A 24,746-nucleotide genomic window follows, 5' to 3' on the forward strand; every position below is an offset into this window, starting at 1 on the left:
AGCCTGCGCCCGTTACGTTCAGCTCTTGCTCTGCCACAAGGTGAGGATGCGGCTCATCGCCGCTCTGTCGCTGGTCACGATGTCGTACAGCTGGACAAGATCCTGTTTGAGCGCGGTGCGCGAATGGCCGTCCAGATACACCATGTGACCCGACTGGTAGAAACGGACCGACAGGTTCTGCCGAGTCGTCTGATCGTCCAGCGGCATCTGCTGTAAGTCGAGCACTGTTTGAAACTGCGGCGTGACGAAATCGTAGTAGCCGTTGGCCGACAGCACTTTCAGATCGACATTGATCGCCATCACCGCGGCCAAATCGCCTGCCGTGTAGAACGAGTCGGGCCCGTGCTTCGCGCCGGTCGGATCGACGTGGCTGAAATCCCAGCTCAGGAAGACCTGGTCATTGAGATCGGTGAACGCCGAGTCCGAGGTGAACTGCAGCTGTTCTTCGAGATACCAATTCCACATCGCCGTGTAGACACCGGAGACGGCCGCCATGGTCGGATCGTTGCCGCCGGAGTTCGGGTCGACCTTGCCCGCGATACCGGAATCGATCCCGGTGACCCGGCCGTCGTACGCGCCGAGCGCGCGGTTGCGATCCTGCAGTAGGGTCGTCAAGAACGGCCAGCCGATGTACAGGCTCCACGAGGTCAAAACGATCTTATCGATACCGGTATACGCCGCGAGTTTGTCGAGCACGGCCGGATCGAACTTCGGAAACGCTTGCAGCGCAGTCAAATAGTCGCCGGTGGCGAACTCCTCGACCTCCGCCATGAACGTGTCCAGATCGGCAGGGGGCGGGGTGATCCCGAGACGTTTGTGGTACCACGCGTCGGCGGCGGCCGTCGGCAACAAGCCGATCGGGTTGCCCGACTGCCGGTAATCGAGGATCGACGACAACAGTGTGATGCCGTTCAGATCGACGCCGTCCTCATGCAGCTTGTAGGCGAGAACGCAACTGCGCGCGGTGCCATACGATTCGCCGAACAGGAATTTCGGCGAGTTCCACCGGTGGGTCTTCGTCAAGTATCGCTTGATGAACTGCTTCAGCGACTCGGCGTCCTGATCGACACCCCAGAAATCGCGATTCTTGTGTGGCGCGACAGCTGCCGAGTAGCCCGTGCCGACGGGATTGACGAACACCAGATCGCTGGTGTCGATCAAACTGTCGGGATTGTCCTCCATGGAATACGGTGCGGGCGGCGTGAAGTCGGGCATTTTGGTCTTGATACGCCGCGGTGCGAACGAACCGAGCAGTACGAATACCGCCGAGGAACCCGGACCCCCGTTGTAGAAGAACGTGACCGGTCGCGTCTCTTCTGGCTGCGCGTCTTTCGTGAACGCTACATAGAACATCTTCGCGTTCGGCATCGAGTTGCTCGGATCGACCGTGACGAGGTGACCCGCCGTCGCCGTATACGGAATGTCGTTGCCGTCGATGGTGATCGTGTGATGGGTGACGGCCGCGGTTTCGGCGGTGTCGGTGACGTTGTCGTCGGGACCGTTGCCATACACCACCGGATCGAAGAACGGCTGGTCACCGCCCTCGGCTGGGTTGGCCGAATCGCCGCCGGAACCGGAATGCATCTTCATCGTAATTCTCCCCAAGCTTGGACAGCTTGCCACCAACGATACAAGTGGGGCGGCGGCGCCGGACGCGAAACGTTCCGCGTGGCGGAACACCAACTCTGCCGAAGATCTTCCGTGGCGGAATCTCGTGCCGGGTTGAACCATTCTGTCGGGCAATACGTTTCAACACACAGGCGGTGTCGTCCCGGTCGGCCGACACCCCGGGCGAACCATGATCGGTGAACGGATCAGCCATGGCATCGGACACACAGTGCATTTGTCGATTTCCCCTCGCCTACGACGCCGAAGCTCAGGCTTTTTGGGTGTGCGGACATTCGCTGCCGATCGTCACGCGGGGTGTTTCGAACTTTTGCGAGGAGATCTGCCTGGATCCCGATGCGCGGCTGCGTCGTCATGACCGTGCCGCCGCGCTCGCGCGTGCCCAGGAATTGCGCTCAGGCACCGCCGGCACATGCGCATAGTTGCCGAAGAACGGCAACCGATGGTTGGAAAATGGAGACGGAAGTATGACTACCTCGGCCCCGGATAAGACGGCCGCGCCCACGGCCCTTGACACACCCGGTTGGAATATCGCACGCAAGCTCACCGTCGAAGGGATCGGAACGTTCTTTCTCGTCTTCACCGTCGGATCGGCGGTGCGCAGCGGGAGTTCGCTCGCACCGCTGGCGATCGGTGCGGTGCTCATGGTCATGGTCTACGCGGGCGGCCACATCTCCGGTGCGCACTACAACCCGGCGGTGACATTGGCGGCGCTGGTCCGGGGCCGGATCAAACTGCTTGCGGCCGTTGGCTATTGGCTCACCCAGGTAGTGGCCGGCGTGGTCGCGGCGGTGGTCGTCCGCCTCGTCGTCGGCGGTGCACCGGGCCGATCGTTGAGCCCGTCGGGTCATCTCCTGGCCGACGCGCTCGTCGCGGAGCTCGTCTTCACCTTTGCCCTCGCTTACGTTGTGCTCAATGTGGCGACCAGCGCTGACCATCCGAACAACTCGTTCTACGGGCTGGCCATCGGATTCACCGTCGCGGCCGGTGCTGTCGCGGTCGGCGGAATCTCCGGCGCCGCGTTCAACCCGGCCGTGCTGCTCGGCGGCATGGTGATGGGCATCTTCGGCACATCGACCTTGTTCTACCTGATCGTCCAGTTGCTTGGCGCCGCCGCAGCGGGTTTGGTGTTCCGGATGCTCAACCCCGCCGACGCATAGCCGACATTCAGCCCACGATAGGAACCTCGGCGGCCAGGTCTCGCTGTATTACGCCGCGATCCAGAACCGTTGCGCCACAACGTGTCAGCCCGCGGCCGGGGTCTTCCTGATCTCGACGATCGGAAGCACAAGTGCGGCAGGCGCGTTCGCCGGTACCGCGGGGGCGACCGGTGCGACCGGTGCGATCTGCTGGTAGGTGGCGCCGAGCGGGGGCCGAGTGTCCACCTCGCCCTTGTTCGGCCAGTAGGCGGCGGCGCGTTCGGCCTGGGCGGTGATGGTGAGGGACGGGTTCACGCCGAGGTTGGCCGAGACCGCCGCGCCGTCGACGACGCTGAGCGTGGGATAGCCGAAAACGCGGTGGTAGCCGTCGATTACGCCGTGCTCGGCGTCGGCGCCGATGACCGCGCCGCCGAGGAAGTGGGCGGTGAGCGGGATATTGAAGATCTCCCCCCAGCTGCCGCCCGCGATGCCACCGATCTTGGCGGCCACCCGCCGGGTGACGTCGTTGCCGACCGGGATCCAGGTCGGGTTCGGTTCGCCGTGACCCTGTTTGCTGGTCAGCTTGCGGCCGAAGAGCCCGCGCTTGGTGTAGGTGGTGATCGAATTGTCCAGGTGCTGCATGACCAGCGAGATGATGGTGCGCTCGCTCCAGTCCTTGGTGCTCAGGAAGCTGAGCAGGTCCATCGGGCGGCGCAGCAGGATGCCGAGGAAGCGCAGCCAGCGCGGAATGCGACCGCCGCCGTCCACCATCAGCGTCTGCAGCAGCCCCATGGCGTTGGAGCCCTTGCCGTAGCGAACCGGCTCGATGTGCGTGTCCGGCGTGGGGTGGATGGACGAGGTGATCGCCACGCCCTTGGTGAAATCGACACCGGGCGTGACCTTTTTGGTCGCGGCACCGACGATCGATTCGGAGTTGGTGCGGGTCAACTGGCCGAGGCGTTCCGAGAGCTCCGGCAGCGCGCCCTTGTCCTTCATGGCGAACAGCAGCTGCTGGGTGCCTCGGGTGCCTGCCGCGAGTACGACGTTCGCCGCGGTGTATGTCTTGGGCTGCTTACGCAGCCAAGCGCCGGTGCGCGCCGTTGACACGTCCCAGGTGCCGTCCGGGTGCGGGCGCAGGTCGGTGACGGTTGTCATCGGAATGACTTGCGCTCCGGCCTGTTCCGCGAGGTAGAGGTAGTTTTTCACGAGCGTGTTCTTGGCGCCGAACTTGCAGCCGACCATGCAGTCACCGCACTCGACGCAGCCGGTGCGCTCGGGCCCGACGCCGCCGAAGTACGGATCCGCCACCGTCTTTCCCGGCTCGCCGAAGAACACGCCGACGGGGGTCTGCACGAAGGTATCGCCGACACCGAGGTCGTCGGCGACCTGCTTGAACACCTCGTCGGCCGGGGTCATGTGCGGGTTGCGCACCACGCCGAGCATCTTCTGCGCGCGCTCGTAGTAGGGCGCGAGCTCGGTCTGCCAGTCGGTGATGTCGCGCCACTGCGCGTCCCGGAAGAACGGCTCCGGCGGCACGTACAGCGTGTTGGCGTAGTTCAGCGAGCCACCGCCGACACCGGCGCCGCCGAGGATGAGGACATCGCGCAGCAGGTGGATGCGCTGGATGCCGTAGCAGCCGAGCTTCGGCGCCCAGAGGAACTTCTTCAGCTCCCAGCTTGTCTTCGGCAGTTCGTCGTCGGCGAACCGCTGGCCCGCTTCGAGAACGCCTACCTTGTAGCCCTTCTCGACCAACCGCAGCGCGGTGACGCTGCCACCGAACCCAGAACCGACGATGAGGACGTCGAAATCCGTTGCTCGCTGGTCCATAGGAAGCTCCTCGATAGTGTCGCCAGTGACTGGGGTAACACTACTACCGGGTAGGTTGTGCGCCGAACCAGGGCGGGTGCCGCGGTCTTGTACCGATGCCAGTCGCTTTCGAGGTCAGGGCTGTGACTTCCGAAGGGCTGAGGAGAGCAATGCTCACTGTTGTTGACAACGCTCTCTGAATATTGCACGGTGGAGTCATGCCGACTACGCCGCGCGCCCGAGCAAGGGCACAGACCATGACCGACATAGTCCGCATCGGCCGCGAACATCTGGCCACCGACGGTGCCGCGGCACTGTCGCTGCGCGCGGTCGCCCGTGATCTCGGGGTCGTCTCCTCGGCCGTCTACCGCTACGTCAGCAGTCGCGACGAACTACTCACCCTGTTGGTCATCGACGGATACAACGCACTCGGCGACGCGGTCGACGCCGCCCTCGCCGACGCACCCGACGATCCGATCGAGCAAATGCGCGTGCTGGCCCGCACCGTCCGGCGCTGGGCCACCGCCGAACCCGCCCGCTACGGCCTGCTTTTCGGCACCCCGGTGCCCGGCTATGACGCGCCAGCCGACCAGACCATGGCCCCCGGCACCCGCGTGATCATCGCCCTGCAATCCCTCTTCGCCCGCGCCCACCAGTCCGGCCTACTCCACGCACCCGCTACCGACCCGCGTATATCTGCGCCTCTCGCAACAAGTTTCGCCGAAATACGCAACGAAGCCCACTTCGACATCCCCGACTGGCTGATCACCCGCGGCGTCACCTTCTGGGCAAGCCTCTTCGGTGCGGTAACCGCCGACGTCTTCGACATGTACGGCACCGAAACCTTCGCCGACCGCGACGAGCTCTTCGAACTCCAGCTCGACGCCCTGCTGGACATGTTGGGATACCGGCCCTGACTTACCTTGCGGGAGTGGTCATCCCGATGGTCAGTCCTCGTTGCTGAGCCGCTCGCCAAGGAACTGAAGCAGCGCTGGGTCGTCGGAGGTGAAGCGGTCGACTTCCTGGCCGCCGGTGCATTCGTAGAGGCCGACGGTGACGCGGTCCGATCTGCGGGAGAGGACGCGCCAGATGGCGCCGGAGTCCTGCCAGCGTTGCAGAATCGCGGTGGCGCTGGGGGTTCCGGGTTGGGGTGCTGTCATCGTGGCACCGTGACGGGATCCAGACAGCTGGCCGCGGCGTCTACGAACGAGCACGGCTGCGGTGCCCGGGTGGGGCGATAGTCGGGGGTGACGCCGCCGGCCTGGGTGATCGCGGTGTAGGCGGGGACTGCGTCGGTGGGCTTGCGGGTGAGGGTCGGGTCGGTCAGTGCATCCACTGTGTAGAGGCCGAAACGTGGGGTGTAGGAACCCCATTCGTAGTTGTCGGTGAGGCTCCAGTAGTTGTAGCCGATGACGTTCATGCCGTCGGATTTGGCACGCTGTAGCCAGTAGACGGTGTCGCGGAGGTTGTCGGCGCGGGTGTAGCCGTCGGCTCGGGGCGCGCCGTTTTCGGTAGGCATGCCGTTTTCGACTATGTAGAGCGGCTTTTCGGGGAACTGCCGGGCGTAATGCTGCAGGGCGTAGTAAATGCCTTCCGGCTGAAGTGGTTGGGTCCACAGCCTTTCGAAGTCGGGCGGGCCCGCCAGCAAGGATTCGGGGGAGAGGCCGTAGTAGTAGTCGATGCCGATGTAGTCGAGCCGGGCGCGGATCTTGTCGAGCAGCGGCTTGTTGACGATGTCCTCGCCGGTGGGTATGTAGGCGACGTTGCTCGTGACCAGCGCGCCGGGCTGGACGGTGTGGATGTAGTCGTAAATGCTGTTGTGCGCTTGGGCGATTCGATCGTGCATGGCGGGGATGTCGACGGGGGAGATGCCGCCCTTTTGCAGTTCGTTGACGAGGTAGAACGTCGGCTCGTTGAAGGTGACCCACAGCGGGTCGCCGGCGGCGTAGCGGTCGACGACGGCGCGGGCGTTGGCGAGCCAGTCCTCGACGATGCCCGCGTTGCGCCAGCCGCCGCGGTCCACCTCCCAACCCGGATAGACCCAGTGGTCGATGGTGAGCATCGGTCGTATGCCCGCCGCGGTGATCGCGGCGATGACGTTGTCGTAGAAGCGGAGTCCGGTCTCGTCCCACTCGCCGGGCCTCGGCTGTATTCGCGCCCACTCGAGGCCGATCCGATAGACCTTGACGCCGAGCTGGGCGGCCAACGCGATGTCCGAGCGGTATCGGGTGAAGAAATCGATCGAATCGCCGTATGGGTCAGGGGTTTTCCCGGCCGCGACGTAGCGAGACCAGTTGCTGTCGGGTGCGTGGCCCTCCGACTGGTATCCGGATGCGGCGACACCCCAGAGAAAGTCCGCACCCAGCGGTGCGACCTGAGCGGGCGGCGCTGGACGCGCGGCGGCGGTGGCAGTGCTGCCGACGAGCAGCGCGGCGGTGGTGGCCGCGAGGGTGAGCAAGACGTGGCGACGGCGCTGTGCTCGCATCGGACTCCTGTTCAGCGGATGACCGGGGCCATGGACCTGGGGGACAGCGTAACTGGTCGTATGTCCGTTTCCGGTGGATCTGGGGCGGTGCGTTGTTCCGGAGTAGGGGAGTCGAGCTTCACCGGTGGGGTAGGGATCGATCACGCCTAGACGGGAGTCTGGTTGTGGGCCTGGAGTTTCCGGCGTGGTGACGTCTTGGGGTGGAGAGCAGGTGAAGTCGATGGAAGGTATCAAAATAGAAAAGACATCTAGTTACGTAGATATGCGCATTTACGCATGCAGAACTATTCGATTGAACCTCACCACAAATCACCAATGCAGAATCCAACTGTCCCGCCCCCTCATCAGCCAAGACGAGAGGACGAGGCAGCCGGTCTACTTGTCCGTTGCGGCGAGTGCCGCGAGGAGTTGGGCGCCTGCCGTACGGGCCGGGGTGCGCATGACGAATCGGTCGAACCCCCAACGTTGCTGGTGCGCGCGCAGCTCGGTGGCCAGCTCGTCCACCGTGCCGATCAATACGTACGGCGCGCTGAGCAACTCGGCGACGTTGGTGGTGGGAATGTCCTCGGCGAAGCGCGCACAGGCGGCCTCGGCGTCGTCAGTGATCTCCACGTGCTGCACGAGCGCCTCGAACGCGGGCGTGCGGCCTGCCTGTTGTGCCGCGTCGCGCGCGATCTCGACGTGCGCGTCGATCTGATTGCGACTCCACCGGGTTTCGTGACTGTGCCCGTCGGGCAGGGTCCGGCCGAGCCCGGAGAATCCGACGATGTCCGCAGTCGCGGCGGCGTACCGCAGCACGCGGGTCCCATTGCCGCCGACCAGAAGCGGTATCGGGTCCTGAATGGGCTGCGGTCTGGTCAGCACGGCCTCTTGGAGTTGCACATGCGCACCCGCGAAGGTCACGGTGTCTCCGGCGAGCAACCGGCGCGTGGTATCGGTGACCTCGACCATCCGGTCGACCCGTGCGGCGGCCGACGGATGCTCGCGCCCCTGCATGGTCCACTCGGCGGGGGTGTGCCCGGCGCCGATCCCGAACAGCGCACGCCCACCGGACACGACATCGAGCGTGGCGACTTCACCGGCCAGCAGGAACGGTTCCCACATCCCGGCATTCACCACGTTGGTTCCGAGGCGGATCGTCTCGGTGGCCGTCGCGGCCGCGGCGAGGGCCACGAAAGGGGAGACGAACGACCCCGGATGGTCGGGGACCATGAGCGCGTCGAAACCCTCTCGCTCGCACCCTCGGGCGAAGTCCGGCCAGGTGCCGACCTCGATCACATTGGCGGTCATCGAGAACTTGATCGGAGCGTTCATGCTCGCCTCCCTTCGAGCTGCCCACGCTAATTCGGGTCGGCCGTGCGGCGTAAGTGATTCCGCTGAGGGCGAATTCGGCGTCAGCGCCGGGCTTGATCCGCGGTGACGACGGGCAGTCGCACGGTCACCGGGTCGGTGACGGGGGTGGTTTGGACGAGGTCGGTCATGTGGCGGGTGGCGTGGTGCTCGTCGGCGAGGATCGGTTCGCTGAGGCCGATGCGTTCGTGTAGGCGTTTCATCCAGGCCGGTGCCCACCAGCAGTCGTCGCCGAGGAGTTTCATGACCGCGGGTACCAGCAGCATGCGCAGGATGGTCGCGTCGATGATCAGTGCGGCGATCATGCCGTAGGCGATGTACTGCATCATCACCAGCTTGGAGAACGCGAACGCGCCGGTGACGACGAGCAGGATGAGCGCGGCGGCGGTGATGATGCGGCCGGTGTGCGCGGTGCCGATCCGAATCGCCTCGGTGGTGGTCGCGCCCTTGGAGCGGGCTTCGACCATGCGGGACAACAGGAATACCTCGTAGTCGGTGGAGAGGCCGTAGATGATGGCGATGATCAGCACGAGAATCGCCGCTTGGATCGGCTGTGGGGTGAAGTTGAGTAGTCCTGAGCCGTTTCCGTCGACGAAGATCCAGGTGAGGATGCCGAGGGTGGAGCCGAGGCCGAGTGCGCTCATCAGGGCGGCCTTGATCGGCAGGATGAGCGAGCCGAAGGTCAGAAACATCAGCATCGTGGTGAGGAAGAGAACCACCGCGACCATGAAGGGGATGCGACCCAAAAGGCCGTCGATGGAATCCTTTTGAATCGCGGGCGTACCGCCGACGAGCATGGTCACATCGTCGGGTAGCTGGATCGAGCGCAGATAGTCGACGGTGGTGTTGGCGTTCTTGACGGCGAGTGCCGCTTCGGTGCGATAGACGCCGGGGCGTTTGGTGGAGGAGCTCGGCGTGGCGAAGGGGCCGGTGCCGCCCGGTGGTGTGATCAGACCCGGCGCTCGATTGGCTTGCTTCAGGACATTGCCGATGGCGGTGGTGTTGTCGGAAATGAACAGGAGCTGCACGGGGTCGGCTTTGCGGATGGGGAAGGTGGTGTCGAATTCTTGTTGGGCGATCCGGGTCGGGTCGTTCGGTGGCAGATAGGTTTCGCTGAATCCGCCGAAGGCGATGTTCTTCACCGGAATGATCAACAGCAGTAGGCCGAGGCAGATCGGGACGGCGATTCGTTTCGGGTGCTTCATCACCCATCGGGTGGAGCGGCCCCAGAAACCGTTCTCCACCTCTTGCGCGGTCTTGTTCTTGCCGAAACGCTCGAGTCCGAGCATGTCCACGCGCGGGCCGAGGACGCTCAGCAGCGCGGGCAGGATGGTGAGTGCCGTCAACGCGGCCAGGGAGACCGATGCGATGGAGGCGTAGGCCATCGATCGGAGGAAGCCCTGCGGGAACATCAGCATGCCGCCGAGGCTGACGATGATCATGGTCGCCGAGAACACCACGGTACGGCCCGCGGTCATCACCGCGCGGCGCACGGCGGTCTTGGTGTCGTAGCCCTCGGCGAGTTCCTCGCGGAATCGGCTCACGATGAATAGGCCGTAGTCGATGGCCAGGCCGACGCCGATCATCGAGACGACGCCGGAGACAAAGGAATTGACGTCGGTGAATTCGGTGAAGGCGCGAATGATGCCGTTGGCGCCGATGACGGTGAGTCCGCCGACGATCAACGGGAGCGCGGCGGCGACCAATCCGCCGAAGATGAAGAACAGCAGCACGGCCACCACGGGGAAGGCGACCATTTCCATCAGGTGGATGTCCTCGTCGAGCGAGGAGGTCAGTGTTCCCGCGACAGGTTGGAGTCCGGCGACCTGGACGTCGACGCCCGGAATGTAGAAGACGTCCTTCACTTTCCGGAAGTTGTTCACCATCTCGGTGTCGGTGTTGCCTTTGATGGCGATCGAGGCGAAGGCTCGGTTCAGGTCCGCTCGGCCGAACGCGCTCGGTTGCTGTTGGCCGGTCTCGGTCTTCCAGTAGGAGCCGTTGACCTTGTCGATTTCGTCGGGGTGCAGGCGTTGCAGGCTGTTGAGGTTGTCGACGATCTTGGCGCTGAACGCTGGATCGTCGAGCGATACCCCGGCGGGGGCGGTGTAGAGCACGAGGACGTCGGCTCGGTGGTCGCGCTCGAATGCCTGGTCGGATAAGCGGGCGGCTTTGGCGGATTCCGAGGTGGGGTCGTCCAACCCGCCGGAGGCCAGGTGGTGTGACAGGTCGGATCCGTACCCGCCGAGTGCGAGCAGTGCCGCCCCGACGACGCCGATGACGAGGAATCGGAACCGGTGGACGACATCTCCCCAGCGCGCGAACATCAGGCGGCTCTTCGGAGGTGCGGACAGGTCGGTCGTGCGAGCAGCGGCCTGAGGGCACCGATCATCAAGAGATTGCTTCCTTCCGGTGGTCGCGCCCGATATGCGCGCTATCCAAAGTACCGGTGCGCCGGAGGGGTCTTCCTGAGAGTTTTGCTAGGAAATATCCGTTGGCCCAAGGATTTTGCCGAGTGTTCTGGTGAGTGTCCGCAGTTCGTCGGGGTCGAGTTTGCCTGCGAAGCGTTGTTCGATGCCCGCGCGGTAGCGCGGGGCGGCTTCGTGGAGGCGGGTGCGTCCGGTCTCGGTGATGGTGACGAAGGCGGATCTGCCGTCGTCGGGGTTGGCTTCGCGGGTGACAAGGCCTGCGTTTTCCAGTTCGGTGACGAGGCGGCTTACTCGGGTGCGGCTGAGGACGACGCGGGTGCCGAGGTCGGTCATGCGCAGGGGAGGTACGCCGTCGAGTTCGAGCAGGACGTCGTACCAGGCGAGGGGGAGTCCGACTGAGATGCGCAGGTCGGCGTCGAGTTGGGGCACCAGCTTGGCGTGCACGCGCAGGAACGCGGACCAGGCGTTGGCTGCCGCGTGGTGGTTGTCGGTCACGGGGCGAGCTTACCCACTTGTGTGCGCCCGCACGCATATAGTAGCGTGCACACGCACATAAATTGTGTTCGGAGAAAGGAAATCTCATGACCGATGTCATTGCCCGGGCGGAGCTGGCGGCTGCGATCGAGGCGGGTTCGGTGACGGTTCTCGACACGCTCGGGGCCGGCTATTACGAGAAGGCGCATCTGCCCGGCGCGCGGGTCCTGGTCGAATCCGACGTGGAAACGGTTGCCGGACAACTGCTTCCGGATCGCAACGCGGCGATTGTGACCTACTGTGCGAACGAAGCATGCCGCAACAGTGAGAATGTCGCGGTGAAGCTGCGGGGGCTGGGGTACACGAATGTGCGCGCGTATCGGGCGGGGATTCAGGATTGGTCGGAGGCCGGGCTTCCGGTGGAGGAGGGGCCTGAACTCCCTACGGCGCGACCTCGATAGCAAGCGGAGTGCCGGTGTCGAACCAATAACGGTGTAGTTCTTGGATTTTGGCTCGACTCGGTCGCCCGCGCAGGTGCAACGTGCATTCGCCGTAGTCCATCGGAGTGACTGTTTCGCACAGGATGGTGCGCGCGATCGCGCGTTCGGTGGGGTCGGTGATCTCGCGGGCGATGCCGTCGAAAGTGCCGTCCGGCAGACGGATTCGGACGTGGGGGTCGGCGCGGATGTTGAGCAGCCATGCGCTGGCCGCCGCGGGCCTGGTGATCGCGAGGTGCGGCGGGACCAGTTGGACGAGGTAGGCGCGGTTGTCGCGGCGGATCACCCGGACGCATTTCTGGCGTTTCTTGCCGGTCATTCGGCCCGTGGTGGTGATCACGCCATAGCCCTCGGGGGCTCGGACCCGGAACCACGGCAGCATCGCGGCGCTGACGATGCGACCGGCTCGCTCGGTGCGAACCAGGCGGGTGTGTTTCTCGGCTTCGGCCGTGGCGGCGATCCGGATCTTGCGCAGTCGTTCACTGGTCGGCTCGGCGGGCGCTGAGTCCTGCATAGCTTCCATGGTCCGCCGCGCGGGCTTGTCGCGGAACGTTTCGCCGTTTGTGGCGTTGTCTGTCAACGACTTTGCGCGCTGCGCGCGAGTTTCGCTGTGACATGCCCCTCGGTCCCGGCCTGGCGGTGCCGCTGACGAACCGCGACGTGTCAGGATTCTGAGATGGTGTCGAATCCGCTGCCGCCGATTGCTCGCAAGCTGGCCCAACAGCGCTGGGTCATGCGCACGGCGCCGGTCGTCATTCCGGTCGAGCGCGTCGTTCGGCGCTGGACCAACGGCCGCAGGGGCGTGCTGGATGTGGTCGGGCTGCCCTCGATCGAGGTCACCGTCGCGGGCCGCAAGACCGGTATCGCGCGGACCACGTCGCTGCTGTACGTGCCGCGCGGTGACGGCTTCCTCGTGCTCGGCTCGAACTGGGGCAGCCCGAAGCATCCGGTGTGGTCGGCCAATTTGCGTGCCGCGGGTATCGCGACCGTTCGGCACAAGGGTGAGCAGTTCACGGTGTCGGTGACCGAGCTCACCGGTGTCGATCGCAAATCCGCCTGGGACTTGGCCGTCGAGTTCTGGCCTGGATACGAGATGGAGTACGAGCTGTCCGGCGGGCGTCAGTTCCGGATGTTCGAGCTGCGCCGGGTTTGAGTCTGCGCGAAATGTGTTCGGGGCGGGGGTGAGTCGCGCTTTCGCGATCTTGTCGAGGTGGCTCCCAGTTTGTCGGAGGTCCGGGTTACGGTGTGTTGATGACCACGCATCTGACGCATTGGGGTGCCTTCGAGGCCGACAGCGACGGTGAGCGGCTGACCGCTGTTCGCCCATGGCGCGGCGATCCGGAGCCGATGCGGCTGATCGAGAATGTGGCGTCCGCGCAGCATCATCCGACCCGGGTCGATCAGCCTTATGTTCGGCAAGGCTGGTTGGAGCGCGGGCCGGGCGCGGCAGGGCGCGGGACAGATCCGTTCGTGCCGGTGTCGTGGGAGACCATGCTGGATCTGCTGGCCGGTGAGCTGGGGCGGGTGTATCGCGAGCACGGTGCCGAGGGGGTGTTCGGCGGATCCTATGGATGGGCGAGTGCGGGGCGTTTTCATCACGCGCAGAGCCAGACGCATCGGTTCCTCAACTGCCTCGGCGGGTATGTGCGGCACGTCAACAGTTACAGCCTCGGGGTGTCGCAGGTCTTGATGCCGCATGTGTTCGGCCATCTCGGTTTCGTTATCGAGCGGGCGACGGCGAAGACGGTGCTGGCGCGGCATACAGAGTTGGTGGTGGCGTTCGGCGGGTTGTCGCCGAAGAACTCGGCGGTGTCGCCGGGTGGTGTGTCCCGGCACAACAGCCGGGGCTGGATCGGCGCGGCGCGGGCGCGGGGGTGCCGGTTCGTGTCGATCTCGCCGTTGCGTGACGACATTCCGGCGGAGGCCGAGGCGGAGTGGCTCGCGCCGCGGCCGGGCAGCGATACGGCGTTGATGCTGGCGTTGGCGCAGGTGCTCGACGCGGAGGGGTTGGCGGACAAGACATTCCTGGACAAGTACACCGTCGGCTATGAGCGATTCATCGGCTATGTGCGTGGCTCGACGGATGGGATCGTCAAGTCCCCGGAGTGGGCCGCGGCGCTCACCGGCCTGCCCGCCGAACGGATCCGGGCGCTGGCACGCGAGATGGCGGCGGCTCGGACCTTCGTGACGGTGAGCTGGTCGTTGCAGCGCGCACAGTACGGCGAGCAGCCGCTGTGGTTGGGGGTGGTGCTCGCGGCGATGCTCGGCCAGATCGGGTTGCCCGGTGGTGGGTTCGGGCACGGCTACGGGTCGGCGGCGAGCGTGGGCGAGCCAGCGCGGGAATTCTCGCCGCCGCGATTGCCGCAGGGTGTCAACGGAGTCGACACCTTCATTCCGGTCGCGCGCATCGCCGACATGCTGCTCAATCCAGGTCAATCCTTCGAATACAACGGGCAGCAGCTGATCTACCCCGATATTCGGCTGGTGTACTGGGCCGGCGGGAATCCCTTTCACCACCACCAGGATCTGGCCCGGCTGCGCGCGGCGTTCGCCCGGCCCGAGACGGTGGTGGTGCACGATCCGTTCTGGTCCTCGACCGCCCGGCATGCCGACTTCGTGCTCCCCGCCACCATGACGATCGAACGTAACGACTACGGCGCGGGCGAGAACGACCGCGTGCTGTTCCCGATGAAGGCGATCACCCGCCCGCACGGCAGCGCGCGCGACGACTACGCCATCTTCGGCGAGCTGGCCGAACGCCTCGGGGTCGGCAAGGAATTCACCGAGGGCCGCACCGCCGACGAGTGGCTGCGCTACCTCTACGAGGAATGGCGACAGCACCAGGGCGGCCACGATCTGCCGGACTTCGACACGTTCTGGGCCAGCGAGCACATCGAACTCCCGATCCTCGACGAGGATCAGATACTCGCTGCCGACTTCCGCGGCGACCCGGACCGATTTCCGCTAGCCACCCCGAGCGGCAAGATCGAGATCTTCTCTGAAACCATCGACAGCTTCGGCTACGCGGACTGCCCCGGCCACCCGACGTGGCTCGAACCCGAGGAATGGCTAGGTGCCCCGGCCGCAGCCGAATTCCCGCTGCAGTTGGTCGCCAACCAGCCACGCGCCAAGCTGCACAGCCAACTCGACGTCGGCGCCTACAGCCAATCCACCAAGATCGCCGGACGTGAACCGGTTCGCCTGCACCCCACCGACGCCACCGCCCGCGACCTGCACGACGGCGACACCGTCCGCATCCGCAGCAAACGCGGCAGCTGCCTGGCCGGACTCACCATCGACGACGCCGTGCGCCCAGGTGTCGCCCAACTATCGACCGGCGCCTGGTACGACCCCGACCCGGCCAACCCCGCCTTCTGCCGCCACGGCAACCCCAACGTCCTGACCCCCGACCGCCCCTCCTCAGCCCTGAGCCAGGGTTGCACAGGCCAGCTATCGCTGGTCGAAATCGAGCGATACGAAGGAACAGCCCCCGCCCTGACCGTGAACCAACCCCCCGCCACCATTGCGGCACAACACCTTCCGTAACAGCGAAGGCCGCGGCAGGAGCAGGCAGAGGCATTGGCCGAACGCCTGCGAACTGCTCTGGGGTCCAATCCTAGGTCTTTCACACCGAAGCGAGGAACTGCTCCAAGCGCTCGGCGAAACCCGGTGCCGCCGGGACGAAATGCCCTGCACCCGGTGCGACCACCCGCTGTGCGTTCAAGGCGTCCGCGAGCCCGTCGCATATCCGTTCCACTGCCGGGGAGTGACCGCCCGAGGCGACCAGGGTGGGAATGCCGTGCGCGCGAATCGCTTCCAACCGTGGTCGCGCCTCACTCGGCAGTCGCCCGCGATGCGCGCGCCGCACCGCCGCCACGGTTCCGGCGGATAGGGGCTGCCCATCGGTGACCGGTGAGCCTGCGAGAGTGAGGAATTCGCGCAGCTGCGCGGTGTCGGTATCGAGACCATTCGTGAGCACGGTGTCGCCGAGTTGCCGCAACCTGTGCACGAGCGGATCGTCGCCGGCCACGAAGTACAGCGGCGATTCGATGATGGTCAGCGAGCGTACGGAGTTCGGGTGCCGGGCGGCGGCGATGAGCGTCCCGAGCGTGCCATACGAATGAGCGACAATGTGCGGGCGCATGTCACCGATCACCGCAGCGATATCGTCGGCGTCCACCTCGAAGTCCTGGCTCCCGCCGACCGGCGCCGGGCTGGGCGGAAATCCCCGCCGATACACCGATGCCAGCGTCCACCGCGCCCGCAACGGTTCCAGTCCCGCCCACGTAGTCGTCGGCCCCGCCCCTCCGTGCACCAGCACAACCTCCGGCCCACTGCCCTCCCGCAGCACACTGATCGCCTGTTCCAGCATCATCGGCCTCCCCGCCGCAATCGGTTCCCGCCGCGGCGAGAATTCTTATCGGGAATCCTACGTGCGATCCAATCGGCCACCGGCCGCGCAGATCTCACCAGTCGGCGCCTCACATCCCGCCGAGGCGTATAGTCGGATCCGACTAGTAGGAAGCGACTATCCATGGCACGCCGCAAGATAACCAACACGCTGGCACTCGCGCTGCTCGGGCTGCTGCTCGAGCAGCGGATGCACCCGTATGAAATGGCAGCTACGCTGCGGGAACGTCATAAGGGCGACAGTTTCAAAATCAATTCTGGCTCGCTCTATGACACCGTCGAGGCGTTGGCGCGGCACGGCTGGATCGAGCCGGTCGAGACGGTCCGCGATGGCAACCGGCCGGAGCGAACGGTGTACGCGCACACCGAACTCGGGCGCCGGGAATTCGTCGCATGGCTGGACGAACTGGTGCGAACGCCGGTCGCGGAGTTCCCGAAGTTCCTTGCCGCGGTCAGCTACCTCGGGGCGTTGGGGCCGGTCGGGGCGGCCGATGCTCTCGAAGAGCGCGCTCGCCATCTGGCCGAACGCATTTCCGGTGCGGACAGCACGCTCGAGCAGACCGTCGGCGTGGGAGCTCCACGGCTGTTCATGATCGAAGTCGAGTACCAGCGCCATGCCTGGCAGGCCGAACTCGACTGGACCAGGCAGACCATCGCCGAGATCCGAGACGGCTCACTGCCGTGGCCTGAGCCCGGCACGTTCTGAGGGGGAACACGATGACCGACCGACCGCTGGATACCGATGTCCTGATCGTCGGCGCGGGGCCCGCGGGTGTGCTGCTCGCCTATGAGCTCGCGCTGGCCGGGGTGCGAACGACTGTTGTCGAACGTTCGCTGGAACCACTGTGGTGCCGTGGATACAACCTCAATGCCCGTTCGCTCGACCTGCTCGCGCGGCGCGGCCTTGCCGCTGAGCTCATAGCCGAAGGCCACCAGGTGCCGAACGTCCCCGCCACCGGGATCTCGCGACCACTGCCGCTGGCGGGGGCGCATACCGATCACCCGTTCTCGTTGGGTATTCCGCAGACCCGCGTCGAAGAGGTGCTGGCCGCGCGGGCCGTCGAGCTGGGTGCCACGGTCTTGCGCGGGCGCGAGGTTCGCGCCATCGCGCAGGACGCCGACTCGGTGACCGCGACGGTCCACAACGGACAGTTCGATACTCAGCTGACCGCGCGATACCTTGTCGGCTGCGACGGCGGCCGAAGCGTCGTACGCAAGAGCGCGGGCATCGCGTTTCCCGGCACCGACGCCAGCTTCTTCGCCCTGCTCGGCGACGTCGAATGCGATCTGCCGTACGGTATTTCGGCCGGTCCCGACGGGCGCACGGTGTTCGTCATTCCGCGACCCGGATATGTGCGCGTCATCGTGCGCGAACAGGACCCGCCCCCGGCAAAGGACACCCCGGTGACCCTGGAGTTGCTGCAGTCCCAGGTATCCGAGGTGCTCGGCAGGCGCACCGAACTGCGCGCACCACGCTGGCTGACCCGGTTCGGGGACGCGGCGCGCTTGGCCGAGCGCTTCCGCGAGGGTCGAGTCTTGCTGGCCGGCGACGCGGCACACATCCACCCGCCCGCCGGCGCCATCGGCGTCAACGTTGCCCTGGACGACGCGTTCAACCTGGGTTGGAAGCTCGCTGCCACGGTCCACGGCAGCGCACCGAAGACCCTGCTCGACACCTACCACGACGAACGGCACGCGACAGGTGCCGCACTCCTGTCGAACCAGCGCGCGCTGGTACTGCTCAACGAACCCGCGTCGCCGCTGGCGGACCTGGTCCAGCAGGTCGCGGCACACCCCGCGGGCAACCGTGCGCTCACCGAGATCTTGACCGGCCTCGACACCTGCTACCTACCCGGCGAGCACCGCTGGCTCGGCCGCCTCGCTCCCGACCTCGCTTTGTCGACCGCCGACGGCGAGACGACCCTGGCCACACTGCTGCATCCGGGTCGTCCGGTATTGCTCGATCTGACTGCCGGACAAGCGTTCTCGTCGTGGTCGGCGTCGGTCACCGTGGTCAGCGCGACCTGTCGGGCGTATCGGGATATCCGTGCGTTGCTGCTGCGCCCGGACGGCCACATTGCCTGGCTGAGTACCAGCGTCGCGGACGACGCAGGGCTCGCGGACGCCCTTCATCGCTGGGTTATCCCCTGAGGCGATTGTCGGGCAAACGGCAATTTTATTGCGGTGCATCGGCACTCGGGTCCCCGTTAGGCTCGCCCGCATGATTCTTCGCCACGTCACCATCGACTGCGCCGACCCGTACAAGCTCGCGTCGTTCTGGAGCGCCGTCACCGGCTGGCCGCTGTCCGCGGAGGACGAAGTGGACGACGACGAGACCCTGCTCACCGCGCCCGAGCCGCTTCCCGGTTTCCTTTTCATCCGGGTTCCGGAGGGCAAGACGGTGAAGAACCGGATCCACTTCGATTGGATGCCCACCGAACGTACCCGCGACGAGGAAGTGGAGCGGCTGTTCACGGTGGGCGCGACACTGTACGAAGATCACCGCACCGCCGACGGTCGAGGCTGGGTCACCCTCCTCGACCCCGAGGGGAACGAATTCTGTGTCGAGCGAAGCACTTCCGAACGATCCAAGGCCGAACAAGCCGGAGCGTAACCGGTACCGCGACACTCCGTAATGGCCTGTGCGACCGTGTGATCGGCGCTGACCTCTACGATGCCCCGGTGACCTACGACGACCTCGAGCACCTCGACACCTCCCGCCTGCCCGAGCGGCAGCAGCAGATCCTTGCCACCATTCGGGACTGGGTGGTGCGGCAGGGGTACGCGCCGAACTCACGGCAGATCGGGGACGCGGTGGGGTTGCGGTCTTCGTCGTCGGTGTCCAAGCACCTGAACAGCCTGGAGGAGAAGGGGTTCCTGCGGCGCAGCGAGACGATGTCGCGGCCGATCGATGTCCGGATGTTCCTGCGGGGTTCGGCGCCGCGGGAAACGAACGAGGATTCGGTGGCGGTGCCGGTGATCGGTGACATCGCGGCGGGCACGCCGATTCTGGCCGAGGAGCACACCGACGACATGGTGACGATGTCGCGTCAGCTGGTCGGTCGCGGGACGGTGTTCGGGCTGCGGGTGCGCGGGGATTCGATGATCGACGCGGCGATCTGCGACGGTGACATCGTGGTGGTGCGCCAGCAGAACGAGGCGCATTCGGGGGAAATCGTCGCCGCGATGATCGAGGGGGAGGCGACGGTGAAGGTGTATCGGCGGCGCAACGGTCACGTGTATCTCGAGCCGCGCAACCCCGCCTATGAAGTCATCGATGGCGACAAGGCCGCAGTGCTCGGCAAGGTGGTGTCGGTGATGCGACGCGTCTGATCGGCATCGTCGTACCCTGAACTGATGTCGGAGATCGCGGAACCGGATTTCGGGCGGCTGGTCGAGGTACTGGCCGGTCGGCGGGTGGTGGTGCTGACCGGTGCGGGTGTGTCGACCGACAGTGGCATCCCCGACTATCGCGGTCCGTCCTCGCCGCCGCGCAATCCGATGACCTATCAGCAGTTCGTCGGTGACGCGGTATTCCGGCAGCGGTATTGGGCGCGTAATCACATCGGCTGGCGGCGAATGGATGCGTCGCGGCCGAATCCGGGGCATCGCGCGCTGGCTCGGCTGGAACGGATGGGCGTGGTGAGTGGGCTGATCACCCAGAACGTCGATCTGTTGCATACCAAGGCCGGCCATCGTCGGGTGATCGATCTACACGGCACCTATGCGCGGGTCCGGTGCTTGAGTTGCGATGCGTTGATTTCGCGGATGGCGTTGGCAGAACGGTTGGAAGCCGCGAATCCGGGGTTCGCCGAGGGGGCAACGACCAACGGGGTGGAGGTCGCACCCGACGCCGACGCGGTTGTCGCTGATACCGAGAGTTTTCGGATGGTCGATTGCGCGGGGTGCGGGGGAATGCTCAAGCCCGACATCGTGTATTTCGGCGAAAACGTGCCGAAAGATCGGGTGGCGGCGGCGTTCGAGCTCGTCGATGACGCGGATGCGTTGCTGGTCGCGGGGTCGTCGTTGACCGTCATGTCGGGGCTGCGGTTCGTGCGGCATGCGGCGAAGCGTGCGCGGCCGGTGGTGATCGTCAATCGCGGAAATACTCGTGGGGATGAGTTGGCGTCGCTGACTGTTGACGCCGGATGCTCGGATGTTCTTGTCGCACTCGCCGACTCGCTCGGGGACGCGCACGTTTTAGCCGGGGCAGCGGTGTAGTCGAGTTTTGTTGCGGCGCAATGCGCGTCGTTGCATCGAGTGCGCATCAGCAGGCGATGCCGATAATGATTGTGCGGCACGCGTTTACGGCGGGGTTTCCGGGAGAAATTGTCAGGCGAACGGCTGTGCGGCGTCGAGATTGCGGCCGATGTAAACAAGCAGACCATGCCGAACAGATGCTATTCGGCGGGCCGAAGCTCTTTCCCTTTCAACATATATCGCACGGGTGGACTTGCGGCCAGGCTCCGTCGGGGCGTCGAAATCGACGTATCCAGTCACGACGCGTATCTGGCCACCATGGTTTCGGCTGCCTCGCTCACGACGCGGTTTACGGCGTCGCGTGATGGCCGCCAGTCGATGAGCAGGAGTCGGGGCCAGAACACGTTGTCGGCGATCATGCCGAGGAACTGCGTCGCGGCGATGTCGGGGTGGTCGACCCGCAGGGCGCCGGCGCCGGACTCAGCCCGCAGGTAATCGTGTACCGACCGCCAGAACGGCTGCTTGCCGAGTTCGAAATTGGCTTTCGCGAGTTCAGGAAAGCGGGGTGCCTCGGCTATGACGATCCGGAACAGTTCTGCCATCCCCGGGCGGCTCAGAACCGTGACGTAGCGCCGCCCCAGCGTGATCAGGTTGCGACGGATGTGGCCGTCGGCGGTGACCTCGTCGGTCCAGTCGGCGGGTCGCCAGAACTCGATGACCATCGCCTCGAACAGTTCCGCCTTGGTCGGGAACTGCTTGAACAGCGTGGCTTTCGACACTCCGGCGCCGGCCGCGATCTTCGACAGCGACGTGCCGTCGTACCCGAACTCGCCGAACAACGCCGTCGCCGCGTCCATGATCGCTGCCCGCTTCTCCGTCGCGAGCTGCTCGTGATATGCCGTCTTGCTCACGCCAGCCAGTATGCACCCGCGGGCCAGGAGTGAGGCGAGCCGGTTGACTCACAACTCAGCGCCGCCTACCGTGAGGCGAGTCAATCGACTCACAGCTCCTGACTAGGGGATCATTCATGCAAGACTTCACCGGACGCACCGTGGTCGTTACCGGCGGCAACGGCGGCATGGGCGCCAGCCACGTCCGAGGCTTCCACGCCGCCGGCGCCAACGTCATCATCGCCGGCCGCAACGCTGACGCCGGATACGCCTTCGCGGCGGAACTGGGCGACCGGGCCCGCTATGTCGCACTGGATGTCACCGACGAGCAGCAATGGCATGCCGCCATCACCACGGCTGAGGCCGCGTTCGGGCCGGTGTCGGTGCTGGTCAACAACGCAGGCATCCAAAATCCTGCGGCGACCTTGGAAGATACCGACCGACAGAATTGGGAACGGGTGCTCGCGGTCAACCTCACCGGCACCTACCTCGGCATCAAAGCCGCAGCGCCGTCGTTGCGACGCGCAGGCGGCGGAGCGGTCGTCAACATCGGCTCGGCCATGGGCCACGGTGGCACCGCCATGTTCGGGCCGTACGTGGCCAGCAAGTGGGCCGTGCGTGGGCTGACCGCCACCGCCGCCCTGGAACTGGCTCGTGACAACGTCCGCGTCAACGCCGTCGACCCCGGCGTGGTGTCCACTCCCTTCATTCACGAGCCGACCGCCCCGGGTCAGGCCGCCATCGCCGACCACTTCTCCCCGGAACCGCTCGCCGTCCCCCGCCTGGCCGATCCCGCCGAGATCACCAAGCTCGTGCTGTTCCTCGCCTCCGACGACGCCTCGTTCGCCACTGGACAGGACTATGTCGTCGACGGCGGGCTGCTGCTCGGACCGGCCCTGCCCGCCGCCAGCTGACACCACCCGACCCCGGCGGACAACCCTGCGGGCGCCTGCCATGCGGCACGACAGCGCTGAGCAGAGCGCGTGCCCGTGTCGCCGGGAGAGGCTCGGAATAGCTCGCGGCTGAGTTTCGCAGCGAATCGCGGATTACCGAGCGGCAGGTTACAGAGCTTCCGCGGGTTCAAGAGCCTCGGCCTGTTCCGGTGCCGCGTCCGTCCGAATTCCGTTCGGGCGCAACGTTATCGCCAACACGGCCGCTCCGGCCAGCGCGATGAGCATCGTCCATACCGCGCCCACGTGCATGGCGTGGATGAACGCGGCATCGGCGGCGCGCGTCAGGTCGGGGCGGTGGATCACCGCTGCGGCGTGTCTGGTTTGCTCGGCGGAGACCTGTGCCCGTTCCCGCACATCGGCGGGCAGGTCGTGCAGTGCGGATCCGATGCCACGCTGGTACGCGATCGACATGATCGTGCCGCCCACCGCGATGCCGAGCACGCTGCCGGTCTGTCGCACGGTGTTGGTGACCGCGGATCCGGCACCGGCCTGCGTCAGCGGAAGGGTGTTCATCAGCGCCGCGGTCGTGCTGCCCATGACTATGCCGATCGACAGGCCCTGGATCAGCAAGACGATCTCGTTCCAGACGAGCGGAGTGTGCAGTCCGAAGAACGCGAAGCTGCCCATCGCCAGTGCCGCCACGGTGAGCGCGGTCGCGGTGACCGGGCGCAGCGACCAGCGGCGCACCAATCGGATGCCGAGCGGCCCGCCGACCATCGCGCCGAGCGCCGCCGGGAACGTGGCGAAACCGGCCTGCAGCGGCGAGAAGCCCCGTGCGCCTTGCAGATAGAACGCGCCGTAGAAACCGGCGGCGGTCATCGCGAAAAGCAGCAGCCCGAGCGCCGCGTTGCCGCCACCGAACGTGCGCTGCGCGAGGAGCCGGGGATCGAAGCTCGGCTGATGGCTACGCAGTTCGACGAACACGAACGCGCCAAGCAGAATCACTCCCGCGGCGATCGGCGCCCAGACATCCACCGGGGTCCAGGAGGCCACCTGTCCCGCGCGAATCAGCCCATAGGCCAGGGCGGCGAGTCCGCTGATCGAGAGCAGTAGACCGGTCAGGTCGAGCGGGCGCGGGGTGGGGCTGCGGAATTCGGGGATCAGCGCGGCGATCCCCACCAACCCGGCCAGCACCGCCGGGACATTGATGAGAAACACCGAGCCCCACCAGAAATGGTCGAGCAGCACACCGGCGAGCAGCGGACCGGCCGCCAATCCGACGCCGGCGGAGGCGGAGGAAATGCCGATCGCGGTGGCCCTGGCGGGACCGGTGAAGGTCCAGGTGAGGATGGCCATGGTGGCGGGCATGATCAGCGCGCTGCCCACGCCCATCGCGGCACGGGCGGCGATCAACTGGCCCGCGTCACCGGCGTAGGCAGCCCAGATCGACGCGGCGGCGAAGGTCGTCAGGCCCGTGGCGAGCACGGTCCGGTGACCGAATCGGTCACCCAGCGCGCCCGCGGTGAACATCAGCGCGGCGAAGACCAGGGTGTAGGAGCCGGTCGCCCATTGCAGCTGGGCTGGGGTGGCGCCGAGGCCGCGGACCGGGTCGGCCAGTGTCTGGAAGGTCAGGCTGAGGATGGTGTTGTCCATCCAGATCAGGAACGAGGACAGCACGAGTACGGCGAGGATCAACCGTTGCCTCGGCTTCGGCAACGTGGGAGACGTGATCATGGAAACCTTCGCTAAGATTGGCAAGAACCTGACGATTAACTTCGCATAGTCGTCAGGAACCTGTCAATATCGAGGAGGTTTTTCGTTGGGTTCCTACCGGAGCGAGGTCGGGTCACTGACCTTCATGGTTCGCAAGGTCTGGCTCAACATGCGGGCGGCAATCGGGGAGGAGCTCAAGGCCTTTGGGCTGTCGACCTCCCAGTACGCCACCCTGATGATGACCGCCGCACGTCCCGGAATGTCGGTCGCCGACATCGCCCGCGAGGTCGCCAGCTCCCGCCAGGCCGCCAACGAAATGCTCAGCGGACTCGAACACGAGGGCCTGATCGAACGCCGCCCGCACCCCTCCGACCGGCGCACCCATCAAATCACCGTCACCGAATCCGGCCGGGCCCGGTTGGCGCAGGCCCGCGTCGCTGTCGGTCGCCGCGAAGCCGAACTCGAATCCTCGTTCACCCCCGCCCAGCAGGCCGCGATCCGCGACTGGCTCGAGGGCATCTCCGATGCCTGCCACTGATCGGGCGTAAAGTGCTGTTGGGCAGATGAATTCACGGTCGAGCAGCCGATATCGATAGCGAGCATGCCGCTTGGTCCGGATGGCGTGATTGCTGGATCGTTCGGAGGCGACACGTGCGACATTCAGCCGTGCATTCCGCAACCAGGCGGGCCCGATGACGGTGTAGCGCAGGCGGAGCGGCTCGTCGACGAGTCGATTGCGTTGGCGCCGTGTGAGATTGCGTCCAGCCCCTACTAATGCGCTGCCGGTCGGGCGCTCAGGTCGAACATCGCCCCGCCAGTTTGTCGGCCGCTGGCGAA

Annotated in this window: 24 protein-coding genes; 13 read left to right on the forward strand and 11 right to left on the reverse strand. The window is 65.8% G+C overall.

Annotated features, from left to right (window positions below; all coding sequences use genetic code 11):
* Positions 1–18: 18 nt before the first annotated feature.
* On the reverse strand, positions 19–1,590 hold the full coding sequence (locus ACIA8C_RS24930) for a S10 family peptidase (RefSeq protein WP_397138597.1): 1,572 nt from the start codon (positions 1,588–1,590) through the stop codon (positions 19–21).
* Positions 1,591–1,820: 230 nt separating this feature from the next.
* On the opposite strand from ACIA8C_RS24930, the gene ACIA8C_RS24935 reads away from it, so the two are divergent.
* Both ACIA8C_RS24935 and ACIA8C_RS24940 read left to right on the forward strand, forming a co-directional pair.
* Positions 1,821–2,048 carry a hypothetical protein gene (locus ACIA8C_RS24935; RefSeq protein ID WP_397138599.1) on the forward strand — a complete coding sequence of 76 codons (228 nt, stop codon included), beginning with the start codon at positions 1,821–1,823 and terminating at the stop codon, positions 2,046–2,048.
* A gap of 45 nt (positions 2,049–2,093) precedes the next feature.
* Positions 2,094–2,786 (forward strand): aquaporin, encoded by a 693-nt coding sequence (locus tag ACIA8C_RS24940; protein WP_397138601.1) that lies wholly within the window; start codon positions 2,094–2,096, stop codon positions 2,784–2,786.
* Positions 2,787–2,870: 84 nt separating this feature from the next.
* Here the strand turns inward: ACIA8C_RS24940 and ACIA8C_RS24945 are convergent, their stop codons facing one another.
* A complete protein-coding gene (locus tag ACIA8C_RS24945; RefSeq protein WP_397138603.1) occupies positions 2,871–4,592 on the reverse strand; it encodes a GMC oxidoreductase in 1,722 nt (573 codons plus the stop codon).
* Between the two features lie 197 nt (positions 4,593–4,789).
* Here ACIA8C_RS24945 and ACIA8C_RS24950 point away from each other — a divergent pair, with 197 nt between their 5' ends.
* Positions 4,790–5,488: a TetR/AcrR family transcriptional regulator gene (locus ACIA8C_RS24950; RefSeq protein ID WP_397138605.1), complete on the forward strand. Its 699-nt coding sequence runs from the start codon at positions 4,790–4,792 to the stop codon at positions 5,486–5,488.
* Between the two features lie 30 nt (positions 5,489–5,518).
* On the opposite strand, the gene ACIA8C_RS24955 is transcribed toward ACIA8C_RS24950, so the two are convergent.
* From ACIA8C_RS24955 to ACIA8C_RS24975, 5 genes are all read right to left on the reverse strand, one after another.
* Complete coding sequence (locus ACIA8C_RS24955; protein ID WP_397138607.1) at positions 5,519–5,731, reverse strand: hypothetical protein; 213 nt, start codon at positions 5,729–5,731, stop codon at positions 5,519–5,521.
* Positions 5,728–7,056, reverse strand: a complete 1,329-nt coding sequence (locus ACIA8C_RS24960) for a family 1 glycosylhydrolase (protein ID WP_397138609.1) — start codon at positions 7,054–7,056, stop codon at positions 5,728–5,730. Before ACIA8C_RS24960 ends, ACIA8C_RS24955 begins: the two co-directional genes overlap by 4 nt.
* Before the next feature lie 375 nt (positions 7,057–7,431).
* On the reverse strand, positions 7,432–8,370 hold the full coding sequence (locus ACIA8C_RS24965; RefSeq protein WP_397138611.1) for a TIGR03621 family F420-dependent LLM class oxidoreductase: 939 nt from the start codon (positions 8,368–8,370) through the stop codon (positions 7,432–7,434).
* Positions 8,371–8,450: 80 nt separating this feature from the next.
* Positions 8,451–10,730: an MMPL family transporter gene (locus ACIA8C_RS24970; protein ID WP_397138613.1), complete on the reverse strand. Its 2,280-nt coding sequence runs from the start codon at positions 10,728–10,730 to the stop codon at positions 8,451–8,453.
* A gap of 153 nt (positions 10,731–10,883) precedes the next feature.
* A complete protein-coding gene (locus ACIA8C_RS24975) occupies positions 10,884–11,327 on the reverse strand; it encodes a MarR family winged helix-turn-helix transcriptional regulator (protein ID WP_397138615.1) in 444 nt (147 codons plus the stop codon).
* Positions 11,328–11,413: 86 nt separating this feature from the next.
* On the opposite strand from ACIA8C_RS24975, the gene ACIA8C_RS24980 reads away from it, so the two are divergent.
* Positions 11,414–11,767, forward strand: coding sequence for a rhodanese-like domain-containing protein (locus tag ACIA8C_RS24980; protein ID WP_397138617.1), 354 nt, complete (start codon positions 11,414–11,416; stop codon positions 11,765–11,767).
* Here ACIA8C_RS24980 and ACIA8C_RS24985 read toward each other — a convergent pair.
* Positions 11,748–12,317, reverse strand: coding sequence for a nitroreductase/quinone reductase family protein (locus ACIA8C_RS24985; RefSeq protein ID WP_397138619.1), 570 nt, complete (start codon positions 12,315–12,317; stop codon positions 11,748–11,750). The two genes, ACIA8C_RS24980 and ACIA8C_RS24985, sit on opposite strands and share 20 nt — an antisense overlap.
* Positions 12,318–12,479: 162 nt before the next feature.
* On the opposite strand from ACIA8C_RS24985, the gene ACIA8C_RS24990 reads away from it, so the two are divergent.
* Complete coding sequence (locus ACIA8C_RS24990; RefSeq protein WP_397138621.1) at positions 12,480–12,956, forward strand: nitroreductase family deazaflavin-dependent oxidoreductase; 477 nt, start codon at positions 12,480–12,482, stop codon at positions 12,954–12,956.
* A gap of 98 nt (positions 12,957–13,054) precedes the next feature.
* Positions 13,055–15,349 carry a molybdopterin guanine dinucleotide-containing S/N-oxide reductase gene (locus ACIA8C_RS24995; protein WP_397138623.1) on the forward strand — a complete coding sequence of 765 codons (2,295 nt, stop codon included), beginning with the start codon at positions 13,055–13,057 and terminating at the stop codon, positions 15,347–15,349.
* A gap of 79 nt (positions 15,350–15,428) precedes the next feature.
* Here ACIA8C_RS24995 and ACIA8C_RS25000 read toward each other — a convergent pair whose 3' ends face one another.
* A complete protein-coding gene (locus tag ACIA8C_RS25000) occupies positions 15,429–16,178 on the reverse strand; it encodes an alpha/beta fold hydrolase (RefSeq protein WP_397138625.1) in 750 nt (249 codons plus the stop codon).
* Between the two features lie 159 nt (positions 16,179–16,337).
* On the opposite strand from ACIA8C_RS25000, the gene ACIA8C_RS25005 reads away from it, so the two are divergent.
* The 5 genes from ACIA8C_RS25005 (at position 16,338) to ACIA8C_RS25025 (ending at position 20,434) form a co-directional block, all read left to right on the forward strand.
* A complete protein-coding gene (locus ACIA8C_RS25005) occupies positions 16,338–16,919 on the forward strand; it encodes a PadR family transcriptional regulator (RefSeq protein WP_397138627.1) in 582 nt (193 codons plus the stop codon).
* A gap of 11 nt (positions 16,920–16,930) precedes the next feature.
* Positions 16,931–18,364, forward strand: a complete 1,434-nt coding sequence (locus tag ACIA8C_RS25010) for an FAD-dependent monooxygenase (RefSeq protein WP_397138629.1) — start codon at positions 16,931–16,933, stop codon at positions 18,362–18,364.
* A gap of 70 nt (positions 18,365–18,434) precedes the next feature.
* Positions 18,435–18,827 (forward strand): VOC family protein, encoded by a 393-nt coding sequence (locus ACIA8C_RS25015; RefSeq protein WP_397138631.1) that lies wholly within the window; start codon positions 18,435–18,437, stop codon positions 18,825–18,827.
* Positions 18,828–18,895: 68 nt separating this feature from the next.
* On the forward strand, positions 18,896–19,546 hold the full coding sequence (gene lexA / locus ACIA8C_RS25020; protein ID WP_397138634.1) for a transcriptional repressor LexA: 651 nt from the start codon (positions 18,896–18,898) through the stop codon (positions 19,544–19,546).
* A 24-nt stretch (positions 19,547–19,570) separates the two neighbouring features.
* Positions 19,571–20,434, forward strand: coding sequence for an NAD-dependent protein deacetylase (locus tag ACIA8C_RS25025; RefSeq protein ID WP_397138636.1), 864 nt, complete (start codon positions 19,571–19,573; stop codon positions 20,432–20,434).
* A gap of 275 nt (positions 20,435–20,709) precedes the next feature.
* Here the strand turns inward: ACIA8C_RS25025 and ACIA8C_RS25030 are convergent, their stop codons facing one another.
* Complete coding sequence (locus ACIA8C_RS25030; RefSeq protein WP_397138638.1) at positions 20,710–21,324, reverse strand: TetR/AcrR family transcriptional regulator; 615 nt, start codon at positions 21,322–21,324, stop codon at positions 20,710–20,712.
* A gap of 116 nt (positions 21,325–21,440) precedes the next feature.
* Between ACIA8C_RS25030 and ACIA8C_RS25035 the strand changes: the two genes are divergently transcribed.
* Positions 21,441–22,217, forward strand: a complete 777-nt coding sequence (locus tag ACIA8C_RS25035) for an SDR family NAD(P)-dependent oxidoreductase (protein WP_397138640.1) — start codon at positions 21,441–21,443, stop codon at positions 22,215–22,217.
* 147 nt (positions 22,218–22,364) lie between these two features.
* Here ACIA8C_RS25035 and ACIA8C_RS25040 read toward each other — a convergent pair whose 3' ends face one another.
* Complete coding sequence (locus tag ACIA8C_RS25040) at positions 22,365–23,930, reverse strand: MFS transporter (RefSeq protein ID WP_397138643.1); 1,566 nt, start codon at positions 23,928–23,930, stop codon at positions 22,365–22,367.
* An 85-nt stretch (positions 23,931–24,015) separates the two neighbouring features.
* Between ACIA8C_RS25040 and ACIA8C_RS25045 the strand changes: the two genes are divergently transcribed.
* The gene (locus ACIA8C_RS25045) at positions 24,016–24,447 is read left to right on the forward strand and encodes a MarR family winged helix-turn-helix transcriptional regulator (RefSeq protein WP_397138645.1); all 432 of its coding nucleotides are present in this window, start codon (positions 24,016–24,018) and stop codon (positions 24,445–24,447) included.
* Positions 24,448–24,746 lie beyond the last annotated feature (299 nt).

Source organism: Nocardia sp. NPDC051321 (genome assembly GCF_044455225.1).
Taxonomy (GTDB): domain Bacteria; phylum Actinomycetota; class Actinomycetes; order Mycobacteriales; family Mycobacteriaceae; genus Nocardia.

Excerpts from the sequence above, each read along its gene's own strand:
- ACIA8C_RS24930 (WP_397138597.1), bottom strand. The coding sequence starts at position 1,590 with ATGAAGATGCATTCCGGTTCCGGCGGCGATTCGGCCAACCCAGCCGAG.
- ACIA8C_RS24935 (WP_397138599.1), top strand. The coding sequence starts at position 1,821 with ATGGCATCGGACACACAGTGCATTTGTCGATTTCCCCTCGCCTACGAC.
- ACIA8C_RS24940 (WP_397138601.1), top strand. The coding sequence starts at position 2,094 with ATGACTACCTCGGCCCCGGATAAGACGGCCGCGCCCACGGCCCTTGAC.
- ACIA8C_RS24945 (WP_397138603.1), bottom strand. The coding sequence starts at position 4,592 with ATGGACCAGCGAGCAACGGATTTCGACGTCCTCATCGTCGGTTCTGGG.
- ACIA8C_RS24950 (WP_397138605.1), top strand. The coding sequence starts at position 4,790 with ATGCCGACTACGCCGCGCGCCCGAGCAAGGGCACAGACCATGACCGAC.
- ACIA8C_RS24955 (WP_397138607.1), bottom strand. The coding sequence starts at position 5,731 with ATGACAGCACCCCAACCCGGAACCCCCAGCGCCACCGCGATTCTGCAA.
- ACIA8C_RS24960 (WP_397138609.1), bottom strand. The coding sequence starts at position 7,056 with ATGCGAGCACAGCGCCGTCGCCACGTCTTGCTCACCCTCGCGGCCACC.
- ACIA8C_RS24965 (WP_397138611.1), bottom strand. The coding sequence starts at position 8,370 with ATGAACGCTCCGATCAAGTTCTCGATGACCGCCAATGTGATCGAGGTC.
- ACIA8C_RS24970 (WP_397138613.1), bottom strand. The coding sequence starts at position 10,730 with ATGTTCGCGCGCTGGGGAGATGTCGTCCACCGGTTCCGATTCCTCGTC.
- ACIA8C_RS24980 (WP_397138617.1), top strand. The coding sequence starts at position 11,414 with ATGACCGATGTCATTGCCCGGGCGGAGCTGGCGGCTGCGATCGAGGCG.
- ACIA8C_RS24985 (WP_397138619.1), bottom strand. The coding sequence starts at position 12,317 with ATGCAGGACTCAGCGCCCGCCGAGCCGACCAGTGAACGACTGCGCAAG.
- ACIA8C_RS24990 (WP_397138621.1), top strand. The coding sequence starts at position 12,480 with ATGGTGTCGAATCCGCTGCCGCCGATTGCTCGCAAGCTGGCCCAACAG.
- ACIA8C_RS24995 (WP_397138623.1), top strand. The coding sequence starts at position 13,055 with ATGACCACGCATCTGACGCATTGGGGTGCCTTCGAGGCCGACAGCGAC.
- ACIA8C_RS25000 (WP_397138625.1), bottom strand. The coding sequence starts at position 16,178 with ATGATGCTGGAACAGGCGATCAGTGTGCTGCGGGAGGGCAGTGGGCCG.
- ACIA8C_RS25005 (WP_397138627.1), top strand. The coding sequence starts at position 16,338 with ATGGCACGCCGCAAGATAACCAACACGCTGGCACTCGCGCTGCTCGGG.
- ACIA8C_RS25010 (WP_397138629.1), top strand. The coding sequence starts at position 16,931 with ATGACCGACCGACCGCTGGATACCGATGTCCTGATCGTCGGCGCGGGG.
- ACIA8C_RS25015 (WP_397138631.1), top strand. The coding sequence starts at position 18,435 with ATGATTCTTCGCCACGTCACCATCGACTGCGCCGACCCGTACAAGCTC.
- ACIA8C_RS25025 (WP_397138636.1), top strand. The coding sequence starts at position 19,571 with ATGTCGGAGATCGCGGAACCGGATTTCGGGCGGCTGGTCGAGGTACTG.
- ACIA8C_RS25035 (WP_397138640.1), top strand. The coding sequence starts at position 21,441 with ATGCAAGACTTCACCGGACGCACCGTGGTCGTTACCGGCGGCAACGGC.
- ACIA8C_RS25040 (WP_397138643.1), bottom strand. The coding sequence starts at position 23,930 with ATGATCACGTCTCCCACGTTGCCGAAGCCGAGGCAACGGTTGATCCTC.